Origin of the sequence: Faecalibacterium taiwanense, from assembly GCF_036632915.2 — a bacterium.
GTDB lineage: Bacteria > Bacillota > Clostridia > Oscillospirales > Ruminococcaceae > Faecalibacterium > Faecalibacterium taiwanense.
Map to the genome: position 1 here is coordinate 836,538 of NZ_CP155552.1, position 15,785 is coordinate 852,322.

Sequence of the window (15,785 nt, forward strand, 5' to 3'; positions counted from 1 at the left end):
TGCGGCTGTGTTTTTATGCGTAGTATTACCGCGTGACAAGCGGTTTTACTGTGACGGCGTCACATAATTTGAGAAAATCGGCTTCGAGGCAGCTTTTGGAGCACAAGCCCTTTGTGGTTGTTGACAGAGAAAAAAATATAGGTATAATAAAAGCAAAATAATAAGATTCATTCTTGCATTTGGAGAGTTGGCGGTATGCCAAAATACGCAGAGGAGATATTGGCCGCCGTAACGGAGCTGCAGCAGTATCCCAAGGCGGAGCAGGTGTTCCTGAAGATGAAAAGGGAGCATCCCAGCATCGCTCTGGGTACGGTATATCTGCCCCCATGCCGGGAGCAGGAAAAGACAATCTTATGGAGGAGAAGTATCATGAACGCTAACGTATCTCTTCTGCTCAACGAGCAGATCAATAAGGAGTTCTACTCCGCCTATCTGTATCTGGACTTTGCCAACTACTACGCCGCCGTCGGACTGGACGGCTTTGAGAACTGGTACCGGGTACAGGCGCAGGAGGAACGGGATCACGCCATGCTGTTTTGTCAGTATTTGCAGAATAACGGCGAGGGCGTCACCTTTGAGGCTATCGCAAAGCCGGAGTGGGAACGAGGCGACCACATGGCCCCGCTGAAAAGAGCACTGGAACACGAGATGCTGGTCACCGCCAGCATCAATGCCATCTACGCCGCCGCATACGAGGTCAGGGACTTCCGCACCATGCAGATGCTGGACTGGTTCATCAAGGAACAGGGTGAGGAGGAGAAGAACGCCGCTGACCTTATTACCAAGATGGATCTGTTCGGCGGTGACAGCAAGGGGCTGTATATGCTAAACAGCGAGCTGAAGGCACGGGTCTACACCGCGCCCTCGCTGGTGCTGTAAGCCCCGCGTGTCTGCGGGATTTCGCATCAGGCAAAAGGCAGACTACATACAGGTGGCCTGCCTTTCCTTCCACCAGATGGTTAGATTGTGCTGACTGCGTATAATAAATAAGCAGCGCCCGCCGGGAGATCTCCCGGCGGGCGCTGCTGTGTTCAGAGGAACGTTATTTTTCTTGCCTTACTTTGCGGCATCCACCAGCACACCAACGTAGCCGGCAGTATCCACCAGCGTGGCACCGGAAACGGCGTCCACAGCCTTTTCATCTTTGCTCAGAGCCTCGGCGTCGGCAATGCTCATGCCGTTCACGTGATTCTGGATGGCGTCGTAGTTGGCATCCAGCGAAACGGTGGAACCAGCCTTTTCGGCCATCATCTTGCTGTAGTAATCGGCGTTGACCCGCTTGGACATCAGCACCTTGCCCTCGGCGTAGCCTGCGCCGAAGTCAGAATCGGAGTTGGGCACACCGACGACCCCGGCGTCCGAACCGGCAAACTGGAACTCGTCAATGTAGCTCAGCACGATGGTGTCCCCGGCGGTGGCGACAGCGCCGGAGGTGAAGCACTTGGTACCGTGTGCGGCCCCATAGACCACATTCAGCTTCAGGTCCTCGGAGCTGCCGTTGAACTCCACGGCCTGCGTGGTCTGGGCGTTTTTGGCGGCATCCACGATGGCAGAGAGATAACCGGCGGTATCCACCAGCGTTGCGCCGGAGACGGCGTCCACAGCCTCGGCACCCTTGGCAGCCACATCCTCCAGCTCGGAGATGGTCTTGCCGACGGCAAAGTTCTGGATGGCATCGAAGTTTGCGTCCAGAGCGACCGTGGAGCCGCCCTTTTCGGCCATCATCTTGCTGTAATAATCAGCGTTGGCCCGCTTGGACATCAGCACCTTGCCCTCGGCGTAGCCTGCGGCAAAGTCGGAGTCGGAGTTGGGCACAGCGGTCACGCCTGCATCGGCGCTGGTGAACTGGAAATCGTCGAGGTAGGCGGCGAGGATGACGTCATCCTTCACCACAGCCACCGCTTCGGTGAAGCACTTGGTGCCGTGGGCGGCAGCATAGGCCTGACCGATTTGGATGCCGCCTTCCACCGGGACGATGGCGGCGGGCTCAGCGGGGGCTGCGGCAGCAGAGTCGGCGGGAGCCTCTTCGGCCAGCTCCACACCCAGTGCGGCGGCAACAGCCTTCCGGACGGCCTTGGTGGTCACCGTGGCACCGGCAACGCCGTCGATGGCGGGACCGTTGGCGGCCACGACCTGCTTGGACAGCTCTTCCAGTGCAGCGCCGCCGATGCTTTCGGTCTCCTGTGCACCTTCCAGCTTGCAGTCGGTAACAGTGCCGTTGGCATCCACGGTCAGGGTGGCGGTGACAGCACCGCCAAAGCCGTCGGCAGAGCCGGTCTTAGTCACACCGGCAGCGGTGGAGCTGCTGCTGCCGCCGCAGGCGGCCAGAGAGACGCCAACAACGAGGCTCATGGCCACGGCAGCGCTCAGTTTGCGGATGATCTCCTGTTTCATGGGTCTTTCCTCCAGAGAAAAATCGGTTTGTGTTCGGTCCCCAGAAAATGTCATATCTTTTCAAGGATGTTTACAAAAGATAACATATTTTGTGAGGTGCTGTCAAGAGATTTTAGCACATACTTCGTGAAGAATGATAAATTGGTGTCAATTTGTGACGCTGACGGTATAAAAAAGCCGGAAACCAACGTGCAGCGGTCGGTTCCCGGCAGACGGAAGCGCTAAGGCGAAACTCAACGCTTGATGTCGTAGTTCATGTTCATCAGGTTGCGGATGGAGCTTACTTCGTCGGTGATGTTGGCATCGCCGTGGATGGTGTGCTTGATGGCGCTGCTGGCCACGGCAAAGTTGATCATATCCATGGCCTTGTAGTCGTGCAGCATGGCGTAGATGAGGCCGCTGGCGAAGGCATCGCCGCCGCCCACGCGGTCGAGGATATTAATGCCGGTTCCGCCTATGCCCATTACCGATTCAGCTTGCTTTGTGACACGAATGTACGGCAACATTTTTATCTGCCGATAACTCAACCTGCGTCAATCGAACGCTGCAATGGAGATGGCGGAGAACAGTTTGCGCGTACGAGCGTTCAGCTCAAGCAATGCTTCGTTCTCTCAGCACATCTTCATTGTAGCTTAGGTTTGGGCATCTGTATAGCTCACTGGCTGTGAACTTCTCAGAACCAACACCATTGTAGCAAGCAGTGCATTCGTGCGCACAAATGCAAATTTTGCGTTGCAAAATGCTTGTTGGGAAATCCCAAACCCTTTCTGATCTGCACCGTTCCGGTGCAGGCTGCGCATTCTTTCCGAACGCTATTGAATGTGTCAATGCACACTCTCTCCGAAAATCCGGGGCGCTTTTTGGTGCAAGCGTCAATGGCATAATTCCTAAGTTCATGATAGAATAGGTGCGTTGTGTGCCTGACACATGAAAACGGAAAGGACGATGCAGAAATGGAGCAGCTTTATCTGATGCCCGGTGAGGAACGCTACACAAAGTTTCGGGATGAGAACGGTGTGCCCAAAATCCGTTACACCTACTGCTCCCTGCACGGCAAGCTGTTCAATTGCGTGTGCCGCTCAACAGATGAAGCCCAACGGCTGTGTGAAGATTGGCTCGTAACGCAGGATCGCTGCTACATAAACTAAAAAAGTCGCCGAGGATTCCGCCCCATGAAAGGGTTAGAATCCTCGGCGACTTTCGTTTATCGGGTCTGCTGCTTTTCCTGTGCGTCTTTTTCTTCTGTGAAGAACAATTCAATATTTTTCTGTGCCTTTACCAACTCCTGCATTTCTTCTCGTGCCTTGCGATAGTCCGGGTAGGCTGCTTTCTTTTGGGTCAGAAGATCGGAATACTCTGCATTCAGTGCTTTGACCTTCGGCAGCTTTTTTAAGCCAGTTTCATCGAAAGCGGCCTTGGCTACTTTGTGCAGTGTGATTTCTTCCCGGTGAGTATCCAGAAACTTTTTGCTATATCCCGCTTTCCGGTAGGCATCGTAGACTGGGTGGGTCTTGGCGTAATTGACGATGTGCGTTTTCAGCACAGCAATTTCCGCCATCCGTGTTTCGGCGGCTTTGATGGAATCTCCCAGCTGGTGATATTTTTCTGTTGCCGCCGCTGCGCGTTCATTCAGTTCATCTGTGCTGCCAATTTTGTGCTCCTGCAAGAAAATCAGCGTCTTGGACATTTCTTTCAGATTATATTTTTTCGCCCATCGTGCATAGCCTTCGCTTTTGCCCTCGGAGAGCTTTGCCTGAATGTTAACCAGCAATTGGAACGGTTGCTCTTGGGGCGGCTGCTTCTGGTGGGGATGGTGTTCTGCTTTTCCTGCAATCACTGCTTTCAGTTCGTCCTCGCTATAGCCTGCGCCCAGCGTTTTGAATCGGATGAACCGTTTTTGTCGTGCGCCCTTGACGGAAGTGTATTTTCCACGCTTGACCTCATAACCCTGTTGTTCCAGTTTTTGCAGAAAATCTTCGTAATCCTTGGGCTTTTCTGCAAGGATACTGTCGATGATGCCACACAGCCTATCACGATTGCTTTCTTTGGGTGGATAGAGGGTACGTTTCTGCCGTTCCCGGTAGGGCTTTATTTCAATAACAGAGAGTTGATGCTCCAGACAAATCAAGTCGCTCAACCGCTGAACGGCCAGTGCCGAAAAGAAAAAATCCCGGAACTTTTTTGAACCGTCCAATGCGGTGGAGTTGAAAATCACATGGTTATGGATGTGGTGACGGTCCGTGTGCGTTGCCACCACAAAGGCGTGTTTGCCCTTGGTAAAGCGCATGGCTAGTTCGTAGCCCACCTTGTTGGCTTCTTCGGCGGTGATCTCGCCGGGTTTGAACGACTGCCGGATCTGATAGGCAATCACGTCACTTTTCTGTCTGCGCCCGGTAGCAAGTTCATACTGCCGCTTGGTAAGCATAAATTCTTCATCGACTGTCAGAGGACTGCACTCGTGGCAACTCACCAATTCACCTTGCTCGGTCTTATCGGGGTTCTGCACATAATCTGTGCGGCTTTTCAAACAGGCCGCAACGGTCTTTCCCTTATTCTTGTGCAATGCGATCAATCGTGTCGCAGCCATCACGAATCACCCCCTATAAAATGAAAATGCCGCCCGAAGGCGGCAAAGGATTAAAACTATTTCTTACAGTTCTGCAAGCCATTCACTAAAACGCCCGATACCCTCGGTGATGGCAGTTGCACCGAAAAAGAGGATGAAGCAGATGAACTCGGACACCAGCAGGATAAGAAACTGATCCCAAGTTTGACGGCAGGCGGTGTAGATGCCGCAGCCGAAGATGTAGAGCATCAGCGGAGCGACCACATAACTGGACAAAGTGAGCAGCCACTTTGCCATGAGAGCCAAAAACGCCACAAAGAGAGAAATCGGGAAAAGAACAACTTTCTTCAGCATAGACATCATATCAAGCACTTCCTTTCTGTTCGCCCTTATTATAAAGGTATCGACTACTACGTTGCAAGGATGTCAAGCATTATATGTACACCCGCAGTCCTCCAACTGCGGGAATTTTTATAGCTCTGCCAGCTTGGAAAGAATCTGCTTACCGATATCAATCAGTTCATCCAGCCGGGTGCGTAGATCGGCAAGGTCGGCAGAATAGATCTTGCCGCTTTCGTTGACGCGTTTTGCTACCTGATTCAAGTTGTTGCTGCAATTCTGGAGCAAATAAGCCATGCGCCGCAGCTGCGGAAGGTCGAGATTCAGGCAGTAGCCATCCAATGCCATTTTGCGGATATAGGCACTCAGGCTGTGGATGCCCATGCCATACATCTTATCTAAAATGCAGTTCCGTTCTTCATCAGTCACACGAATAAAGAGACGGTGTTCCCGCTTTTTCAAATTATCGGCCCTCCTTATCCAGATAGCTTTTGAACGGCTTAACAGGCTCTGGCTGATTGGCTTTTTCTTCCAGTGCAGACAGCACAGACGGACGAGTTGCGGGTGCTTCGGTTTCCTCTGCTTCTTCGGGAGCATCCTGCGAGGAACTGCGGTCACGGTCGATATTCAATAGAGCATTCAGTTCGGCAAGGCGAGCAGACTTTTCAGCCAGTTCTTCTTCCTGCGCGAAGGGCTTTGCCACTTCAACCTCTGCAGCCTGTTTCTGCTGCTCCAGATTTTGCAGAGCATTTTCGGCGTCTGCAATACGGTCCGTAAAGTTGTCGATGGCATTGTCCAGACGAGTGATATTGCCGCGCGCATCATCGCCCAGCGATACCGGGTAGCTCAACTCTGCCCGAAGAACGGCCTGATGCTCATTCTTAAAGCTGTCGAACCGAATATTCAGTTCAAAGCCACGGTAGGTGCCCAGCAACATCATGTCGGCATTAGGCATCTCCTGCCGAGCCAGCAAAAGCCGTTCGCCCGCAGCCTTTTTGTCATCGTACACCATGCCCTTGATAGTCATGCCGCAGAAGTTTTCTTTGTCCTGTGGGTGTGCTGCTGCAATCTGTGAATCCTGCTGCAAAGCAGCAATGCGGGTTTTCTGTTTCTGGATCTCCTCCGGGAAAGTTTTGAGCAGCTTATCCTCCAGACGATATTTCTGATTCTGGAAGTCTCCGCGCAGCACCTTCAATTTTGCTACCTGCACGTCCAAGTCCATCTTTTCCCGGATGCGAGGGTCGCCTGCACACAGAGCCTTGATTTCTGCGTAAGATAAAGCCTGTTCGTCAATATCATCGCAAGATCGCATAGGCGATTTGCTCGTCATGATCTGCGAGATAAACTTCTGTTTATTCTCAAGGGTCTGATAGAGGTAGGCGTCAAATGTCGATTCCGTGACGTAGTTATAGACGTAGACTTGTTTGTTTTGGTTGCCTTGGCGGATGATTCTGCCGTTGCGCTGGGTCATATCAGACGGACGCCAGCCTACATCCAGATGATGCACCGCTACGAGCAGCGTCTGGACGTTGGTCCCTGCTCCCATTTTGGCAGTGCTGCCCAGCAGCACACGCACCTGTCCGCTGCGTACCTTGGAGAAAAGTTCGGTGGCCATAATGTCACCAAAGCCAGTAGCAGATTTATTGCTGATCCGCCATTCGGAAGTGTAAGGGGAGTAGCGAACGGTGATGGCATTGTTGTAGCGGATACGATAGGGCGGCTGAAAAGTTTCCATCATGAACTGCTGCACAATAGAGGGGCAAGCCATGTGGCACCCAGCCGCACATCAATTTCAGAAGCTTCCAAATCTTTGGGCTGCGCCTTAGTCAGTGCGTCCACATTGCCCTTGAACTCCGAGCGGCTTTCTGCAGCAAGTTGTGCCATCCGTAGTTTATCGCGCACATTACCCGAAAGGTATTCGTCCGCTGTTTGCCAGCCGGCTTCCGGGTCGTCAGCATCCGCAGCAGGGTCTTTGAAAATCACGCCGGACAATTCGGTGGTGATGCGCTCATAGTTACCGGGAGTGCCCAGCAGTTCTGCCATATAAGGCAGGTCTACTTTGCCATGCTCCCCGATGGACACTGCCAGTGCTTCGCTGGGGGTATCCACGCTGGTGACAATACGTTCTGGGCGAATCGTCCGCTTGGTGAACATATCTGCCTTAGATTTGAGATTTTTATTCTCGTCCAGATTCTCCAGCGAGCAGAGCAGATAATAGGAGCTGTCATCATCGAACAGGCGGGCATTTTTCTTGTCGTTGATCAGACCGTATTTTGCAGTAAACGCATCGTAGGCATAATTCAGCTTTGCCTGCGATGCCTTGATATCCTCGTCCGGGAAGTCATTCAACTGCTGGTCGATCAACTCGTTGACGATCTGCCGCAGTTCCACCATGCCAGCCACACGGCCTTTGGCGTTGTCGGACAGTTCAATCTGTGTCATGATGGAGTTCTCGCGGTAGTAGATTTCACCATCCACCACAGTATAGCTGAAATTCTTCACGGTAGGGTCTGCGGGCAGAGTTTTGCGCTGCACTTCCGCATCGGCAACGTCCGGAGCGGCAATCTCCACCGCAGTGTACTGGCCCTCGATGTGCTGCACCGCTTCGGTAAGCTGGTCTGCAAGGTTTGCATCTTCGATTGGTGCAACGGTCAGGTCATGGCCGTACTGGGTGCTTTCTAGTTCCAAATTTCCCAGCACCATTTCCGGATGGTCTACAAAATACTGATTGATATTGAAGCCATCTTCGGTCTGCCCCAGCTGCACCCATGCAGGTTCGATGTCTGCAGGGCGGTCACGCTTCTGCAAAAAGAGGATATCCGAAACAACCTCGGTGCTTGCATTTGCCTTAAAAGCGTTGTTGGGTAAGCGGATGGCTCCCAGCAAATCAGCACGTTCCGCCATGTACTTGCGGGCACTGCTGTCTTTGCTGTCCATCGTGAAACGGCTGGTCACGAAAGCAATCACGCCGCCCGGTCGGATCTGGTCGATAGTCTTGGCGAAAAAGTAGTTGTGGATAGAAAAACCCAGTTTGTTGTACGCCTTGTCGTTGACTTTGTACTGACCGAAAGGGACATTACCTACGGCAAGGTCGTAAAAATCTCGGCGGTCGGTGGTTTCAAAGCCAGCAACCGTAATGTCGGCCTGTGGATATAGTTTTTGGGCGATGCGTCCGGTGATGGAATCCAGTTCCACACCATACAGACGGCTGTCAGCCATGCCAGAGGGCAGCATACCGAAAAAGTTGCCAATACCCAAGGAAGGCTCCAAGATATTTCCAGACTGGAAGCCCATCTTTTCCACAGCATCATAGATGGCGCGAATTACCACCGGAGAGGTATAGTGGGCATTCAGAGTGGAAGCGCGGGCGGCGGCATACTCCTCTTCGGTGAGCAACCCTTTCAGTTGGGTGTACTCGGCAGACCAGTTTTCCTTGTTGGGGTCAAAGACATCTGCAAGACCGCCCCAGCCTACATACTGCGAAAGCACCTGCTGCTCCTCGGCGGTGGCACCGCGATGCTCCTGCTCCAAAGTGCGCAAGGTCTGGATGGCTTCAATATTGCGGGCGAATTTCTGCTTGGGGCCTCCGACACCCAAATTATCATCCGTGATGTGAAAATTTCCTGCGGCTTCCGGCATCGGTTCAGCGTTCAGGGCTTCGTCTGCGGCAGCAGCATCCGGAAAGGTCTGCCACTCGCCATTGACCTCCACAGAGATAGGCAACTTGTCCAGTTCCTCATCAGGTGTAGGTTCATCCCGCCGCAGACCGTCCTCGAATTGCTGCTTGTTGAGTACCTCGTTATCCCACGACTGCCCATGCGCGCTGGTGTCGATGCGCACATCGGTTTCGCCAACATAGCCGATTTTGCCTTCGATGGTTCGGGTGGGAAGGTCAACAACAACTTCGTCACCGACCTTGTAATCAACAGCCTTTTCAGGAGAAACGTCAATAATTTCATCCTGCTGCTGTTCATACAGTTCCCGGATATTGGGCAACCGTTCAACCCGGAAGATGGGCTGTCCGCTGTTGGTCAAGTCCATGTCCTGCAAGCTGACGGATTTGAACATGAAGTTGACGTGATCCACACGGAAATCCCGGCCATCTAGCTTGATGATGATGCCGATCGGCAGATAATCTTCCTCTCGCAGATATTTTGTCTGATGGTGGGTACCATCTCCGCCCTGTCCGGCTAGATAGATGCTGTTGCCCTCGGCCCACAGCTTCTGCGATTTTGCTACCCACTCTCTGCGCAAAAAGCCGGTCACTTTGACTTTTCCCAGCGCATTTTCCTGTGACAGCAAATTAGAACGAAAAACTTCCTTTACAGTGATTGCATCTTTGTCATAGAACAGAAAGTATCCGCCCAGTTCAAAGCCAATCAGGGTATTGGGGTACTGCTCTTTCAGAGCATTGTATTCGGCAGCGGCATCACCATCCAGCATTGGGAGCTGTCGTTCCGCTTCCTGCACGGCGGCACGATGCTCTTTTTCCTTATCGGTCAGGTAGCGGTCAGACTGAATCATCAGGTCGATGTATTTCTCGACCTGTGTCCAGCTTAACGTAACCTTTTGATGATCCGGGTAGTGGTCAAATTCAAGTCCTTTTCCATCATGATTTACAAAACCGCTGCTGCCATCCAGAAAATCCTGCGAATGTCCGCCGATGCCGTACTCTTTCGCCAATGCTTTAGCGCGGAGTTTGCGGTCGGGCTGTGTCTGGTACAGTTCGATGATTCGCTGCTTGCCATCCTGAAAACCGGAACCATGCTTGCGCAGTTCATTCTCAATTTCAGCCTGCGACAAAACAAAAGCGGAGGGCGATTTTTCGCTCTCCGCTCGGTCGATATGTTCAATTTGCTGGGCTTCGGTGGGGATGACGGCATCCAGAAAACTTAGCTGTAGATCAGTTCCGTCCGAATCACTTCCTCGACCTGCTCCTGTAGGCTGTTCATGTGCTGTACCCACGCCATCTGATTCTTCTCCTTGTCCGGGGCCGGGTTCTTCGCCAGCAGATCGGCCATCAGTTGCTTCTTCATCGCTGCTGCGGTCTGCTCCAGTTCGGTCAGGGTCGGGTACAGGCTCCCGTTCAGGAGCATCGTGTGGTACAGAACCGGGTGCTGCTGTTTCAGAAAGTTCAGGCGCATCCTGCCGTACTTGCCCAGCGGGTTCTTCGGCTGATGCAGGGTCAGGTTCGGGAGAAGATAATCCCCGGTCTGCGTATAACTCAGATTGCTGCTCATATTTATGCTGGCTCCTTTCATTGTTTCGGCGGCGAATGGTTGTTTTGACTGCCCGCTCGACGGTGCGCAGGACTTCGCGGCTGATGTCGCTGACTGCGGCACCGAGTGTGTAGACAGTGTCCGGGGTAGAAAAATCGTAGATGGCCTGAAAACTGTCTTTGTCAAAATAGCCATCCGGTTCAAATCCACAGCGTTCCAGCAGCGTGTAGGTGACGCTAATGGCGGCGGCAGACTTGAACTGCATCTCCACCCCGGCTTCATCATAATCCATCAGCAGCGAACCGTCAACGATGGCGCTGATGTCCTCGCTGTTGTTGTCCCAGTAATCCGCCACCAGTTTCCCGGCAACATCCGCAAGCTGCTGGCTGACACGCTCTCCGCTGATGCCGTAGGTGGCGGCGAGCATTTCTGAAACCGGCTGTTTCAGGTCATCGTTGTACTGCCACAGGTCGGGGTCACGGGAATTACGGCGCACCCCGGTGTCCGACACATCGAAAACGTAGTGCAGGCGCTGGAATCCGCTGGATTCATCCAGCAGGGCGATGCCCTTAGAACCGCGCCGGACATAACGGTTCATCCGGTTGTTCCAGATGTCATAGTCGGCGCAGGCGGTGGCATCGGGCCGCTGGGCGTAGATCATCAGCTGGTCTGCAAAGGGGTACTTGTACAGCCGGGATGCGGTGGTCAGATAGTCCGTCCAGCTTTCCCAGTATCGGGTCAAGCCGTTGGCCGTGCGCTGAGCAAGGGCAAGATATTCTTCGGTTTTGCTTGGCATAGCGTTCCTCCTTTTTCGGATTTTAGGGTATAAAAAGAGCGGGCAACCGTTTTGAGGGTCGCCCGCAGAAGGTGTGTAATAATTTGATAGTCCGTCAAACAGGAATTGATTTACTTTGTTTGTAAATCTTCCAGAAAGAAAATTCCCTCTGTTAGGTTGACAAACATTTCCTTGTCCTTGATTACATGAATTTTATTGTTCCACCAGACAGTAGTGTTATTAGCGGAGATTGTTTTGCTTGTTCCATCCTTGAGAAAATAAGTAATTGTAATAGCGGGTTCTTCTTCGCTATTCACTTCCCCAAATAAATCATATTTCAGAAATCCCGTTAGCTTTAAGGCTAACTCAATGTCCTCACTGCTCGAAATTTCTTTAACATCATCCGTGACACTCGGATACGTGATATTTACAGACTGAATATCATTTATGCGGGGCAATCCCCAAAGATACATACCATTAGTAAATATGTTGATCCCAACAATCAAAACAGTCATAACTATCACTTCTATCAAAAATCGAATAAGACCTTTGAAAATCTTGTTCACCAACTTATCCTCCAATCTCAATTTCTCCTACTCCCTCGATTCCGATTTATTGAGTTGAGCATATCACATAAGCGAACACTCCAACCCTACAGCTCGGTTTCCACTGCAAGCTGCTCCTGCTTCTCTTTTTCGTCAGCGATTTGGACATCAACATCTTCGCGCATCTTTTTCAGAAGTGCGAGGACACGCTTGATCTGGCCCTTGGTGTTCTCTACACGGCTCTGTGCCTGATTGATGTGATCCAGAACTGCCCAGTCTGCAAAGAGGCCGTCAAAGAAGAAATCCGCAAATTTCAAAAAGCTGTCCACCGTAACCTGAAGGTCTGCGGTGATCTCAACATCAGCAAGCTCAGTTTTGAACCGCCGCAGTTCCACTTGAAGCTGTTCGATTTGTTTCTGCGCATCGTCCAGTTCCTCATACTTGGCAAGATCGGCCATCAAACCGCCGCCCATTACGTCCCATGTACTCCAGCCCTCGGCATTGTCGAGGGTTTCGAGAACTTCGTTGACCGTATGCAAGGCAGTCTTTCCTGCGTTGATGGCTTCCAGCAGCTCCCGCTTTTGAACTTTCAGTGCGGCAATGCGGCTTTCGCTTTCCGCAATCTGCTGTGCGGCAGGGTGGGCAGAGACTTTGATGCTTTTGATTTTTTCGGAAAGAGCAGCTTGATACTGACTTTCGCAATCGGACAGCCGTGCCAGTCTATTTTGAATCTGCTTCAAGTCGGCATCAACGGAAGAAAGATCATGGAGAGCCGCATCGTACTTGACGCGGGCTGCATAGGCTTCCTGCCGTTCTTTGTCCAGCTTTTCATCCATTTTTCCAATCACTTGATAGAAAAATGCGGCAAGGCTGTGTCCCTCCAGACGGTCCACATCAGCCTGCTCTGCCAGCTTGGATTTTTCCAGCTTTTTCAGGCAATCAGCAAGCGTATCTCTCTGGGCGGTCAGTTCTTTCTGTTTTGCTTCGCAGCTTTTCTTTTCAGCGACCTGCTGCCAAAGCTCTTTCAACGTAGAATCACTCATATGGAATGTCCTTTCCCGGCATTACGTTTCTTCGTTCAGAAGCTGGTTCAAAAAATGCTGCCGATTATTTACAAATGTTTTGGTGATAACGTAGCTGTCCGTATCTTCATACTGACAAGGATGAATCGTGCCATTGTCGAAGCTAAAAATCTCAGCATCAGGCATTCCGAGGAGAATGGGTGAATGTGATACGATAATGAATTGCGCCCCTTCTTGGGCACACCGATAAATGTTGATCAGTAACGTGAGCTGCCGCTGCGGGGATAAAGCGGCTTCCGGCTCGTCAAAAATATAGACTCCATCTGCACCCATGTAGTCCTGCGCAATGGCGAGGAAACTTTCACCGTGTGATTTTTGGTGATAGCCTTTGGAGGGATGATCGTCATCGGAATAGTCGATTTCCTTGGTGGCTACATTATAGAAACTCTCTGCTCGGAGAAAATACCCGAACTTTGGTCTGCGATACCCCTTGGAAATCGTCATAGCCTCACATAGTTCCGAATGGGAGTTGTATGTGGAAAATGAATAGTTCTTCGTTCCACCCTCTGCGTTGAAGCCGTAAGCAACAGCGATTGCTTCCAGAAGCGTAGATTTTCCACTTCCATTTTCGCCAACAAAGAACGTAATGGGCTTATGGAATGTAAAAGTGTCGATTCCACTGATGGCAGGAATCTGACGAACATAATTGTATGGGCGAACTCTGTTCCAGTCGATGGTCAGCCCTTGGATAAACAAATCGTTCATACAGCACTCCATACTATATAATGTAAGAAACACTTAGCTCCGCTCAAACCCAAGATAGCGGGTGCCCTGAAAACTCAGCTTTCCGATGTCGCCCTGCACGAGCAGACCATAATCGCTTCCGTCCACTTCAAATTCCATCCGGTCGCCGCTCTCCACCTGAAAAGTCACATAGTACGATGTAAATGTGCTAGTGTCGTATCCGTGCGCACCGGACATATCTCCGGCATTGGCACTGCTGGAATGCGAAACATCGGTGCGCTTTGCTACCACTGTTGCCGGAACGGTAAGCCGCGGCGAGTGGTTGTTTTTGTTCCATGTGCGGAGATTTGAAATTAGAGCAAAGAAAAACATTCCAATAAAAAGCAGGAACAGGATTGGGAAAATGAAGCTGAATATAGCGTCAAACCATCCAAAAAACATTTTACTCCTCCAAAATTTCTTCCAGCAGGTCCTTTACATCGTCCAGAAAAGATTCTTCTCCGAGGGTGTTCACCTTGAAGAACACCGCTTGACTGCCGCCCGCTGTAATTGCAGACAGCCGAATCGGGCTATCTCCATTCTGGAACATGGTCAGTGTCAGACTCAGGCGGTTGCCGCCCATCATGCTGTACCGTTCAAACACACGGACACTGCACCGGGCATCGCCCTCTTTGAAATCACTGCCTGCCTCTAAATCTGCCGACCAACTGCTGTCCGGGATTTCATTTTCCAGCTTCCGAAGCAGTTTGTCAAAATTCTTGTTTCGGATGGTCTTTTCAAAGATTGCCATAATGGTTCCTCCGTTCTGACAATTAAAAATCGGTCCCTTATTTTTGATATGAGCAGAGCCACAGGAAAATTGCGGAGAAATCGCTTGAAGAGAGGAATTTTGTCTGATTTGATTATAGCATATCTTTTGGAAGAACAAAATACTTTATGTACGCCGCCCGCAGGCGGCAAAAGTCAGTCCAGTGGAAATTCCAGCTCGGCAAACTCTGCATCGGTCAGCAGTTTCAGCTTTTCGATAACCACCACCGATAGTTCCCGCAGAGCGGTCTCGTCCGGCATCAGGTAGCACTGCATGAGCCGCAGTTCGTGAATGAGCCCCAGCCGGGTGCCGGTGTTGTAGAGCATCATCAGCATCAGTTCCTCATGGTTAAAGTTCATGCGCATCCCTCACTTTCCGGCAGACGATGGGGTTGCACTCCGGGGCACATAACGGTTCATCCGGTTGTTCCAGATGTCAAAGTCGGCGCAGGCGGTGGCATCCGGGCGCTGGGCGTAGATCATGAGCTGGTCCGCAAAACTGTACTTGTACAGCCGGGATGCGGTGGTCAGGTAGTCCGTCCAGCTTTCCCAGTATCGGGTCAAGCCGTTGGCCGTGCGCTGGGCAAGGGCGAGATATTCTTCGGTTTTGCTTGGCATAGCGTTCCTCCTTCCATTTTTTGAGCATAAAAAGAGCGGGCAACCGTTTTGTGGTCGCCCGCTGGAAAGTGTATTGAGATAAGATTATTTGCTATTGTCCTTTATGTACTTCATAACGCAGCACCCCATCACGATGACAGGAAGCACTGTTCGTAAACCGAGGTCGCCGACCCGCACATTTACATCAACCACAAGTCCTGCAAACCATGCCGCTAAAGTGAAAACAGTTGCCCATCCGTAGCTCATTGAAATCACCTCGTAAAGTTATCTCAGTGCTTTGCCGCCAATTTCTCGGCCATCTCCAGCAGACGGTCAAAGGTCTGCTTTTCTTCCGGCTCCTCGATCAGTTTTGCAAGGAGCGCACGGAACACATCGGTGCTGTCCTGCCCCAACGTAACTGCAACTTTTTCAATGCAGTCGTGCAGTTTTATGACCGCCTCATCGGAGGGTTTGGATTTTGCAAGCAGGTCGGACAGGTAGCTGATGAAGGGATAGGTGGAATCATCGTTGATGATCTCGTTGGTCTCCTCGATGATCTTCTGGTTATCTTCGGGGGTCATATCGCCCTTTTCTTCCCATACATCACGGGAAGATGTGCGGCCTTTCAGAAAGGTGGCAAAAAGCAGGCGGTCGATGGGTGATCTTTTTTTGGTGTCCATTGGCTATCCTCCGCTTTCAATTTTTCTGTGCATTAAAACTGATTTTAGTATAGCATGAATGAAAGTATTCTATCAAGCCCACTTTCTTGCGGGTTAT

The 15,785-nt window shown here is 51.4% G+C and carries 16 protein-coding genes and 3 pseudogenes; 3 read left to right on the top strand and 16 right to left on the bottom strand.

The window, feature by feature from the left end:
- Nucleotides 1-369: 369 nt before the first annotated feature.
- Nucleotides 370-879 (top strand): ferritin, encoded by a 510-nt coding sequence (locus tag PXT33_RS04090; protein ID WP_015536768.1) that lies wholly within the window; start codon nucleotides 370-372, stop codon nucleotides 877-879.
- A 177-nt stretch (nucleotides 880-1,056) separates the two neighbouring features.
- Here PXT33_RS04090 and PXT33_RS04095 read toward each other — a convergent pair whose 3' ends face one another.
- Both PXT33_RS04095 and PXT33_RS04100 read right to left on the bottom strand, forming a co-directional pair.
- On the bottom strand, nucleotides 1,057-2,394 hold the full coding sequence (locus PXT33_RS04095) for an FMN-binding protein (protein ID WP_097779472.1): 1,338 nt from the start codon (nucleotides 2,392-2,394) through the stop codon (nucleotides 1,057-1,059).
- 233 nt (nucleotides 2,395-2,627) lie between these two features.
- Nucleotides 2,628-2,834: pseudogene (locus PXT33_RS04100) on the bottom strand (PfkB family carbohydrate kinase); the annotation flags it as partial.
- Nucleotides 2,835-3,347: 513 nt separating this feature from the next.
- On the opposite strand from PXT33_RS04100, the gene PXT33_RS04105 reads away from it, so the two are divergent.
- Nucleotides 3,348-3,542 carry a DUF3873 family protein gene (locus tag PXT33_RS04105; protein ID WP_005924624.1) on the top strand — a complete coding sequence of 65 codons (195 nt, stop codon included), beginning with the start codon at nucleotides 3,348-3,350 and terminating at the stop codon, nucleotides 3,540-3,542.
- A gap of 56 nt (nucleotides 3,543-3,598) precedes the next feature.
- On the opposite strand, the gene PXT33_RS04110 is transcribed toward PXT33_RS04105, so the two are convergent.
- The 5 genes and pseudogenes from PXT33_RS04110 to PXT33_RS04130 form a co-directional block, all read right to left on the bottom strand.
- Complete coding sequence (locus tag PXT33_RS04110) at nucleotides 3,599-4,981, bottom strand: relaxase/mobilization nuclease domain-containing protein (protein WP_215675910.1); 1,383 nt, start codon at nucleotides 4,979-4,981, stop codon at nucleotides 3,599-3,601.
- A 63-nt stretch (nucleotides 4,982-5,044) separates the two neighbouring features.
- A complete protein-coding gene (locus PXT33_RS04115) occupies nucleotides 5,045-5,323 on the bottom strand; it encodes a hypothetical protein (RefSeq protein ID WP_154261226.1) in 279 nt (92 codons plus the stop codon).
- A gap of 108 nt (nucleotides 5,324-5,431) precedes the next feature.
- On the bottom strand, nucleotides 5,432-5,761 hold the full coding sequence (locus PXT33_RS04120; protein WP_154261224.1) for a plasmid mobilization protein: 330 nt from the start codon (nucleotides 5,759-5,761) through the stop codon (nucleotides 5,432-5,434).
- Between the two features lies 1 nt (nucleotide 5,762).
- Nucleotides 5,763-9,823: pseudogene (locus tag PXT33_RS04125) on the bottom strand (hypothetical protein).
- A gap of 368 nt (nucleotides 9,824-10,191) precedes the next feature.
- Nucleotides 10,192-10,539: a TnpV protein gene (locus PXT33_RS04130; RefSeq protein WP_173012992.1), complete on the bottom strand. Its 348-nt coding sequence runs from the start codon at nucleotides 10,537-10,539 to the stop codon at nucleotides 10,192-10,194.
- Between the two features lie 4 nt (nucleotides 10,540-10,543).
- Between PXT33_RS04130 and PXT33_RS04135 the strand changes: the two genes are divergently transcribed.
- Nucleotides 10,544-10,951, top strand: a complete 408-nt coding sequence (locus tag PXT33_RS04135; protein WP_154261289.1) for a hypothetical protein — start codon at nucleotides 10,544-10,546, stop codon at nucleotides 10,949-10,951.
- Nucleotides 10,952-11,424: 473 nt separating this feature from the next.
- On the opposite strand, the gene PXT33_RS04140 is transcribed toward PXT33_RS04135, so the two are convergent.
- The 9 genes and pseudogenes from PXT33_RS04140 to PXT33_RS04180 all read right to left on the bottom strand — a co-directional run bounded on the left by PXT33_RS04140 (nucleotide 11,425) and on the right by PXT33_RS04180 (nucleotide 15,688).
- Nucleotides 11,425-11,874, bottom strand: a complete 450-nt coding sequence (locus tag PXT33_RS04140) for a hypothetical protein (protein WP_055190176.1) — start codon at nucleotides 11,872-11,874, stop codon at nucleotides 11,425-11,427.
- Nucleotides 11,875-11,945: 71 nt separating this feature from the next.
- Nucleotides 11,946-12,881, bottom strand: coding sequence for a hypothetical protein (locus PXT33_RS04145; RefSeq protein ID WP_332376000.1), 936 nt, complete (start codon nucleotides 12,879-12,881; stop codon nucleotides 11,946-11,948).
- 21 nt (nucleotides 12,882-12,902) lie between these two features.
- Nucleotides 12,903-13,625, bottom strand: a complete 723-nt coding sequence (locus PXT33_RS04150; protein ID WP_005921747.1) for an AAA family ATPase — start codon at nucleotides 13,623-13,625, stop codon at nucleotides 12,903-12,905.
- 33 nt (nucleotides 13,626-13,658) lie between these two features.
- Nucleotides 13,659-14,045 (bottom strand): DUF2500 domain-containing protein, encoded by a 387-nt coding sequence (locus PXT33_RS04155; protein ID WP_015536783.1) that lies wholly within the window; start codon nucleotides 14,043-14,045, stop codon nucleotides 13,659-13,661.
- A 1-nt stretch (nucleotide 14,046) separates the two neighbouring features.
- Nucleotides 14,047-14,394 carry a DUF6054 family protein gene (locus tag PXT33_RS04160; protein WP_005921745.1) on the bottom strand — a complete coding sequence of 116 codons (348 nt, stop codon included), beginning with the start codon at nucleotides 14,392-14,394 and terminating at the stop codon, nucleotides 14,047-14,049.
- A 173-nt stretch (nucleotides 14,395-14,567) separates the two neighbouring features.
- Nucleotides 14,568-14,771: a transposon-transfer assisting family protein gene (locus PXT33_RS04165; RefSeq protein WP_044954185.1), complete on the bottom strand. Its 204-nt coding sequence runs from the start codon at nucleotides 14,769-14,771 to the stop codon at nucleotides 14,568-14,570.
- 33 nt (nucleotides 14,772-14,804) lie between these two features.
- Nucleotides 14,805-15,029 (bottom strand): annotated as a pseudogene (locus PXT33_RS04170) (hypothetical protein); the annotation flags it as partial.
- Between the two features lie 84 nt (nucleotides 15,030-15,113).
- On the bottom strand, nucleotides 15,114-15,275 hold the full coding sequence (locus PXT33_RS04175) for a hypothetical protein (RefSeq protein WP_165852646.1): 162 nt from the start codon (nucleotides 15,273-15,275) through the stop codon (nucleotides 15,114-15,116).
- A gap of 23 nt (nucleotides 15,276-15,298) precedes the next feature.
- Complete coding sequence (locus tag PXT33_RS04180) at nucleotides 15,299-15,688, bottom strand: hypothetical protein (protein WP_005945547.1); 390 nt, start codon at nucleotides 15,686-15,688, stop codon at nucleotides 15,299-15,301.
- Nucleotides 15,689-15,785: the final 97 nt, after the last annotated feature.